Origin of the sequence: Rhizobium sp. PRIMUS64 (genome assembly GCF_023006465.1) — a bacterium.
GTDB classification, from domain to species: domain Bacteria; phylum Pseudomonadota; class Alphaproteobacteria; order Rhizobiales; family Rhizobiaceae; genus Rhizobium; species Rhizobium leguminosarum.
On sequence record NZ_JALBGX010000213.1, the window covers coordinates 1 to 7,753 of the forward strand.

The following is a 7,753-nucleotide window of genomic DNA, read 5'->3' on the forward strand; positions in this document are numbered from 1 at the left end:
GGTGGCGGCAAAGTCCATGCCGGCGACGATCGTGCCCGCCGCAATCGAGCCGCCGATGATCGATACATCGCCGGCGCCGAGGAGCTGGCCGGTGATGTCAGTGTTGCCGGAAAGCGCGATCGCGCCATGACCGGTGATGGCCGTTGCACCGATATTGGTGGCGGAAGCCGAGAGATTGCCTGCCGCAAGCAGGGTGCCGGCATCGATGTCGCCGCCGGCGGCAAGGGAGAGATCGCCGCTCTGCGTCAGCACGATATTGCCGCCGGCCGCATCGGTCGCGGCAAAGTCGATGCCGGCGATGATCGCATCGGCTGCGATGGCCGAGCCGGTGAGGCCGATGTTGCCGCCACTGAGGATCTGACCGCTGACGTCAGTGGCCGCGTTGATCGCGATGGCGCCATGCGCGATGACGCTCTGGACCGTCAGCGCCGCTGATGTGACCGACGTATCGCCGGCCGACAGGAGCGCGTCGACATCGACGGCGCCGCTGCCGGCGGCAAGCTGAATGTCGCCGGCCCCCGATAGAACCGTGCTGCCATTTGACGCCGCATTCGTCGCAGCGATGTCGAGGCCCGAGACGACCGTATCGGCCGAGATCGAACGGCCTGAAGCCGTGACGTTGCCCTGCGCCAGCATATCGCCGGAGATGCCGATATCGGCGCCGGCGGCAAGCGTGATGTCATTGCCGCTGACAAGCGAGGCTGCGGCGATCGAGCCTGACGTGGCGGTGATGGAGAGCGCCCCTGTGCCCTTTACCGCATCGCCGACCTGAATATCACCCGACGTGCTGGACAGGGTGAGCGCATTGCCGGCGATTACGCTGCCGGCGGCAATGCCGGCACCCGACGACATCAGGACGTTGGCGGCGCTGTTGGCCTCTCCGCCGACACTCAACAGGCCGCTGCCGCTCGAAAGCAGGATGTCGCCGTCGGCGGCGACCGTATCCAGGGTAATTCCCTGATCCGCCTGAACGGCGACCTTTGCTTTCGACGCCACTTTGGCGGCCGTCACCTTCGCCTTCGAGGAGATAGAAACGCCCTGCTGGCCGGAGACGTTGCCGAGCGAGATCTTGCCGTCGGCCGACAGCGACAATTCGTTGGTGTTTGCCGCAAGATTGCCGCTCATGCGCACGCCGGCGCCCTTTTCGGTGACGACGATCTTGATGCGGTCGGCCTGCATGGCGCCGAGGGCTGTGCCGTCGATCGCATATTCCGGTGTGCCGGAGATCGGAGCGAGCGCCTGGGAATTGCCCGTCGCGTAGTCGAAGTTGGATGCACCCGCCGTCACGCGCAGGTCCTTGCCATAGACCGGGCCGTTGACGTGGACCGCGCGCGAGACGATGTCGAAGAGATCGACCGCGCCGGGCCCGGCAGCGAAGTTGCCGCCGTTCGGTCCAATGGTGACATCCCCGCCATTGACGATAAAGCCGTTGAGCTTGCCATCGGCCCCAATCTGCGGCGCGCCTGTGGTCAGCGTTGCATGCGGCGTGTTGATGAAGCCGCAGCCATCGCAGGTGATGCCGTTCGGATTGGCGATGACGACATCCGCCCGGCCGCCGAACACCTCGGTCGGGCCGTTCAAAGCCGAGCGATTGCCGCTGGTCACCTCGTTGAGGATGACCGATGCCGGAGCAGAATTATTCAGATTAGGATTGCCCGGCGTGACGCCGCCGAGATTGGAATTGCCGATCTCGCCCTTGTAGTTGTTCAGGATGAGGCCCGGCGTGCCGACGTTGAAATTGTCGTATTTGTTATGCGACAAGCCGGTTGCATTCGGGGTGACGATGTCGATCAGCGGCACGCCGTTCGGGGCGGCGCCGACGCCCGGCTGGTTGGCGGCGGGCGCGGCGCCGCTTGCCGACACAGATTGGGCATTGGCAAGCATCGGCTGAAACACGAGCAAACTGCTCAGCAGGAGCGCGAGCGATTGCCGGGCGAGACGTGCCAGCCTGCGACTAGGTCTTCCATTTGCTCCGGCGACGCCACATGTTGTCGTCGACTTGCACCGCTCTTCGCTCATCACTGCCTTCCGCGACCTAAATCCATGCGGCGGATAAATCCCGCATTAGTTGCAATTTCCTAGCTGACCGAAACCATAGCCGTTGATGACGGTCAACTTCTGCCTGTGCTTGAGGTAAATGCAATCCGAACAAAATGGACGCGATTTGGCGCGTCCCCGTGGGCGTCCGGCGTGCCTAGTCCCCGAACTTCTTGAACGTGATGGAGGAATAGGCTCCCGGAAGAACTTCCCTCATGACCTCGCGCTCGGCCTGGCTTGCTTCCTGCCCAACCACGACGGGGTGGGTCTTCGTCCCCTGCACACGGAAGTATCCGGCATCGACGATCTGGCCCTCGCCAATCGTAATCTTGCTCGCACCTTCCAAGGCGCTGATGTAGCTGAACAGTCCGCCATGATCGCCGCCAGCCTCGAGCGTCATCGTTCCGTTTGGCGAAGACATCTGACAGGAGGCGTAGGTCACGACATAAGTACCGGGCGCGATCGGATGCAAAACGCGTTCGTACTCCTTCGCGTTGCCGACAGGGTTCAGGAGATTGCCGTTTATATCCGCCGGCTTGCTTTGCTCAGGCAATAGCCATTTGAAACCGCTCCAGACATCTTCAGGAGCAGCCACCTTGTCAGGTTCGCCGTCGACGAGCTTGCGGAGACGAATTTGGCCGGCACATTGCATGGGGCCGAACAAGCCGGGATAGATAAAGCGCGCCAGGATCAACGCGCCTTTTTGTTTTCTTTCGTTCAGAATCTCAGTGGATTTTGCCACTCTTTCGCTGGCGACCATCGCGGGATCTTTTGCCCCGCCGCATGAAGCCAGCAGCACCGCTATGACGCTCAATCCCGCAGCCGCAAAAAGCCTTTTGTTCATACGAAATTTCTCCATTTCGATTGGGACAGGGGATTCAAACCCCGGCGAGGCCCGGTTGCCATCCTCTTTCGGGTTCGACAATATGACTGCTGCATCGCAGGACTATTTCTGGGTGAGCCACGTCTTCACATTGCGTGTGAAGGATTTCGACAATCGCTGCGCCATGATGTCAGGCGCCCCTGACGTCGTCGCCGCGTTGATCGCAACCGCGACGATCACGCCGTAGCCGCTCCCGCGCATGGAGAGATCTTCGCCATGGATGTTTTGCGCTTCGGCGATCAGTTGCCCGGTCTTGGCGTCTTCCAGCCGGACGGTCCCATCGATCATGCTGTCATGCCCGCCGATGATCCGCGCCTGCTTGGTGGTGACATCGAAGACGTGCAGCGTCACGACCAGCCTGCCGCGCGTGGGTCCGCCGGGCACGCCGATCAACTCCTTGGCCATCGTCGCCTGAAGCGTGCGAACCGCCTCCTGGACCTGCTGGTCCGGCTTGTCGCCGAAACCGAATGTCTTGACGTCGGGGGCCAACTCAATCCGGATTTCGCGCACCGAGGTTCGTTGAAGGGCCGCAATTAGCCGGGGATCGGTCGTCGTGACGCAGGACGCAAGTGTCGCCGCCAGAAGGAGAAGGGTTAGAAAACGCACGATACGCATAGAGAAACTCCGGGATTCAGGCATAGGGTTCGAGTGTCAGCGAAATTCAGTTCCTGTTGTCCGACGACGATGCAGGCTTGGCCTTGGCGTCGAGATGCTTGTAGAGCTCGGTCAACTGGGACTTGGGCGCGAGGCACCCTTTCGATTTGGCAATGCTGGTCAGGACATTGTTCCTGTTGCGCAACGCATCGATCTCGACCTTTTCGGGGGATTTCGGATCCATGAAAAACAGCGCAGGCAGAAACAGCAGGACGCCGGTCGCGCCGAGGACGATATTCTTGCCCTGCGCGTCCGTCCGCTCCTTCACTGTCGACGTGATCTGCCGTTCGTTCGCCTCGAATTCACGCGCGATGCCGGCACAATCGAACGCGCTGTCGGTCGGGTTGGTCGAAGCGACCGGCCGGGCCTCCCGGCCGGCGCAGCCGGCAAGCGAGATGGAAAGGGCAAGGATCAGCGCTGTCGATGTCGAAAAGGTCTGAGTGAGATCATTCTTCGAAATATTGCCGGTGGTCATTTTTGCTTCCGTTACCAATGAGTGGATGCGCTGAAATAAAAGAGCCCGCCGTCGACCTGGTCGAGGCTGCTTGCAACGATGTCGGAATAGCCGAGGTCGGCGCTGATATTGCCGCCGACAGCGCGGATACCGGCCGTCCAGCTGGCGAGATCGCCCCCCGTCATGTCGAAGCGTTTTTGCGAATAGACATGGCCGTAGTCCAGGCCGAGGTAAGGGCGCAGCTCGCCGAGGACCTTCGCGACTGCATCGCCGCTTTCGTTGGATTTCGTTCTCCAGACGATCTCGTTGTGGCTGAACATGCCGTTATTGCCGAACAGCACGCTTTCGCGCGTGCCGCGGACATTGCTGTAGCTGCCAAGCGAGATCTGCTCCGCGCCAAGGAGATTGTCGGGGGAATATTGACCGCTGAGCAGCGAGGTCAGCTCGAGCTGCCTACCGGCCAGCGTGAACGGCTGCGTCACGCTGATCGTAGCGTTGAACTTTGAAAATCGCGGATCGGCGTTGCCGGCGCCGGGATCGCCCGGTTCCACGGCATCGAAGAGACCGAGCCCCTTGTCGTAGCTGGCATCGAACACCCAGATGCCGCCGAACATGCGGCGGGAATGGGAAATACCGATCTCGCCGACCGTATAGCGGCGGCTGCCGACCTCGATCAGATTGCCGAGCAGGAAGTTGTTCGTCTGTTTATAGGTCAGGCTGCTGCGGACAGTCGTGATCGAATCCTTGTCGCGCAAGACGACGCGATCAATGCCGAGACCTGCCTGCCCTGAGTTGCCCGAGGTTTCGAGCGATGAGAAATTTCCTTCGACCGCACTTTCATATTGGTACCAGGAGCCGTTCAGCGAGACAGTGGAGTAACCGTAGGGGACGCTGACGCTGCCAGAATAGCTGTTGCCATATCCCTTTCCGTCATTGCGCCACGGATAGTCCGGACCGCTATGCTCGTATGAAAAGTTCCACTGATCGTTGATATCAAGCAGGTCGTCCAAGCCCAGCGATGCCGAGCTCCGGGAAAAACCGGTGCTTTCCTGCCCCATATTGTTGTTGCCGAGGGAGACATGCCAGGGTCGGCCCGGGCGGTTTTCGATATTCAGGATCGACGTTCCGTCGTTGGGACCGGGCAGCATGGCGGATTTGGCGTCGTTGGCCTGCAGCCGGTTCATCTGGTCGAGCCCCTGCTCGATATCGCGGATATTGACGACCCGGCCGATCAGGCCCGGAAAGGCTGTCGCCAGCGAACCGCTGCCGACGACTTTCTGGCCATTGAGATAGATGTCCGAGAGCGTGCCTTCGACGACGAGCAGGCGGAGGATCCTGGTCTTGGCGATATCCTGCTGCGGCACATAGGCCCGCGAGGTCACATAGCCATGATCGATATAGAGGTGCGTGACATCGCGCAGCACCGCATTGATCTCGGCGAGGCCGACGCATCGGTTGCCGTAAGGTGCGGTCACCTTGCCGATCTCCTGTGCCGATAGCAGGTTTGCCCCATCGATCTCGACACGCGTGATGTCGAAACAGGCGCCATTTCCGGGGCCTGCGGGCAAAGATCCGTTTTCCCCATCCGCGCTGCCGCCCGGTGTGGCACGGCGAAGCGCATCCAGCCGCTGCGACTGCGTCTGCTCTTCCTGGCGGCGGTTAAAATCGTCGGCCGGCGATTGTGCGTGGGCGGAAGCGGCACCGATCATGAGGACGGCGCCGACAACCAGGGAGGATCGAATGTCTGTCGTCATCTTGAAATTCGGCTACTTCACGGCAGTGGGCTGGAGTTCGTCGAGGGCCGGCTTCAGCCCTTTCAGCGAGAAACGGATATTGACGTCCTGGCCGTTCATCAGCCGCACCAGCCCTTCAGCACTAGAGCCTTTCTTCAGCGCCGCGGCCGTCTTCGTATCCAGCGCCTGCTGCGCCCAGCATCCGGACTGGTTGCAATTGCGATAGTCGAGTTTGGCGACCGGCTTACCATCGGCTTTGATTGACAGGCCGGAGGGCAGGAAGACGTTGAGCGGCAGAAGGGCGGTCAGCATCAGCCGCGGCTTGCCCTTGTCGCCCTTGCCCTTTTCGCCCTTGCCCTGGGAACCGGCCGGCGAAGCTGCGATCGCCAACGTCAGGATATTGACGGGTTTGCCGTCTTTGGTGACTTGCGCGACCTGGGCGACTTCGCAGGCCTCAGCGCCTGCCGAACCGGTGCAGCGATAATACCAGTCGTCGAATTTCTGGGATTTCATGGTCGGCGCCGGTTGAGCGGGCGCCTGCACCTGTTCCGGTCCTTGATCGGCCGGAACAGGTGATTGCGAAGAAGCCGGGTTGGCACAAGCAATGAATATCAAAACAGGGGCGATAGTCGGACGAGTCCGCTTCATGCCGATTCTCAAAAATTTTCTCATTGAAAATACAACTTCAGGAAGATTTTATTCGCGTGTAAAGCCGTATCGCTACAATCCGTCATTTAGTCAACCTAAGCGTGTCAGCACGGTAAAGTTTCCGTTAGATATTTACTTCACGTTCTGGGAGATTAAGTCTTGCCTTGGCTGAGACTCGCCCTCAACGAATTCGCCAAGAGATTTCAACGCTCGAATAAAACCGATTGGCGAGGACCATGAGACGACGCGCAACTTACGCGAAGCTGTCCACCTGCCCGTTTGCATTGAAAATTCGACAGATGAACGGATAGGATGAATAATTCCGCACTATCCACACTGCTGCGAAGTCTTGAAAAGATGAGCCTCGTTCCTTCGAAGAAAAGAGCCGCTCCGGCATCTGCGTTTTTCTCGATGCTCCTCACAAATACAGAGATGTATTTTAGAAATTCATTGCACCCACGGTTGCTACTGTTATTCTTCTCGAAAAGGAGAGGACAGCCGCATGGCAAAACGGCAACGACGAGGGCAGCCCGGAACAGAACCCGCAGACGACATTCGGGAAAACCTGGTCAAGACACGAATCGGCGGCGATCTCTCGTCCTTCATGAAGGGCGATCCAGACCCATAAATCATCCATAGCCATCGTCGCGCCGGGTCGGTCGCAGAATTGTCATTTTCAGGATGACATCAGGCCCGTTCTCTGCGAAAAAGAGCGCGATGAGAGACAGGGGCGTTCGTCGAAAGACGGGCTGAGAAGCACCCTTCGAACCTGAACCGGATAATGCCGGCGGAGGGAGTCGCTCGGGGTCGCGGCTTAGCCCGCACGAACCGCCCCGTGCCCGCCCCCGCCTGAAAGGGGCCATATGCAGACCAGGACCACACCAGGAGCGATGCTGAAGGCGATGCGGGAAAAGCCGCCGCTCGTTCAGTGCATCACCAATTACGTCGCCATGAACATTGCCGCAAATGTTCTGCTTGCATCCGGCGCCTCGCCCGCCATGGTGCACGCCGCTGAGGAAGCCGGCGAATTCGCCGGGATCGCCAGCGCGCTGACAATCAATATCGGCACGCTGTCGACGCAATGGATCGACGGCATGCAGGCGGCGGCGAAGGCCGCGACATCAGCCGGCAAGCCCTGGGTGCTCGATCCGGTCGCGCATTATGCGACGGCTTTCCGCCGCAACGCGGTCGCCGACCTCCTGGCGCTGCGTCCGACCATCATCCGCGGCAACGCCTCCGAAATCATCGCCCTGGCCGGCGGAGAGAGCCGCGGCCTGGGCGTCGACAGCCGCGACCCGGTCGAACAGGCGGAAGGTTCTGCGCGATGGCTGGCTGAGCGTCAGC

General features: G+C 60.5%; 7 protein-coding genes and 1 riboswitch. Of the genes, 1 reads left to right on the top strand and 6 read right to left on the bottom strand.

The genetic code is table 11. The annotated features are described in order from the left end of the window. The 6 genes from MOV76_RS37465 to MOV76_RS37490 all read right to left on the bottom strand — a co-directional run. Positions 1-2,019: filamentous hemagglutinin N-terminal domain-containing protein (locus MOV76_RS37465; protein ID WP_247266454.1), on the bottom strand; the 2,019-nt coding region annotated here is incomplete at its 3' end. Positions 2,020-2,194: 175 nt separating this feature from the next. Next, entirely contained in the window at positions 2,195-2,881 is a 687-nt protein-coding gene (locus tag MOV76_RS37470; protein WP_018448580.1) for a hypothetical protein, read from the bottom strand. Between the two features lie 102 nt (positions 2,882-2,983). Next, a complete protein-coding gene (locus MOV76_RS37475; protein ID WP_065277705.1) occupies positions 2,984-3,535 on the bottom strand; it encodes a hypothetical protein in 552 nt (183 codons plus the stop codon). A 46-nt stretch (positions 3,536-3,581) separates the two neighbouring features. Next, complete coding sequence (locus tag MOV76_RS37480) at positions 3,582-4,049, bottom strand: hypothetical protein (RefSeq protein WP_247266455.1); 468 nt, start codon at positions 4,047-4,049, stop codon at positions 3,582-3,584. Between the two features lie 11 nt (positions 4,050-4,060). Next, positions 4,061-5,782: a ShlB/FhaC/HecB family hemolysin secretion/activation protein gene (locus MOV76_RS37485; RefSeq protein ID WP_247266456.1), complete on the bottom strand. Its 1,722-nt coding sequence runs from the start codon at positions 5,780-5,782 to the stop codon at positions 4,061-4,063. A 12-nt stretch (positions 5,783-5,794) separates the two neighbouring features. After that, entirely contained in the window at positions 5,795-6,433 is a 639-nt protein-coding gene (locus tag MOV76_RS37490) for an invasion associated locus B family protein (protein WP_247266457.1), read from the bottom strand. A 692-nt stretch (positions 6,434-7,125) separates the two neighbouring features. Continuing rightward, a riboswitch (TPP riboswitch) is annotated at positions 7,126-7,222 on the top strand. Between the two features lie 50 nt (positions 7,223-7,272). On the opposite strand from MOV76_RS37490, the gene MOV76_RS37495 reads away from it, so the two are divergent. Further along, positions 7,273-7,753 (top strand): hydroxyethylthiazole kinase (locus MOV76_RS37495; protein ID WP_247266458.1); only part of this gene is annotated, 481 nt, incomplete at its 3' end.

Coding starts and splice junctions, on each gene's coding strand:
- MOV76_RS37470 (WP_018448580.1), bottom strand. CDS start 2,881: ATGAACAAAAGGCTTTTTGCGGCTGCGGGATTGAGCGTCATAGCGGTG.
- MOV76_RS37475 (WP_065277705.1), bottom strand. CDS start 3,535: ATGCGTATCGTGCGTTTTCTAACCCTTCTCCTTCTGGCGGCGACACTT.
- MOV76_RS37480 (WP_247266455.1), bottom strand. CDS start 4,049: ATGACCACCGGCAATATTTCGAAGAATGATCTCACTCAGACCTTTTCG.
- MOV76_RS37485 (WP_247266456.1), bottom strand. CDS start 5,782: ATGACGACAGACATTCGATCCTCCCTGGTTGTCGGCGCCGTCCTCATG.
- MOV76_RS37490 (WP_247266457.1), bottom strand. CDS start 6,433: ATGAGAAAATTTTTGAGAATCGGCATGAAGCGGACTCGTCCGACTATC.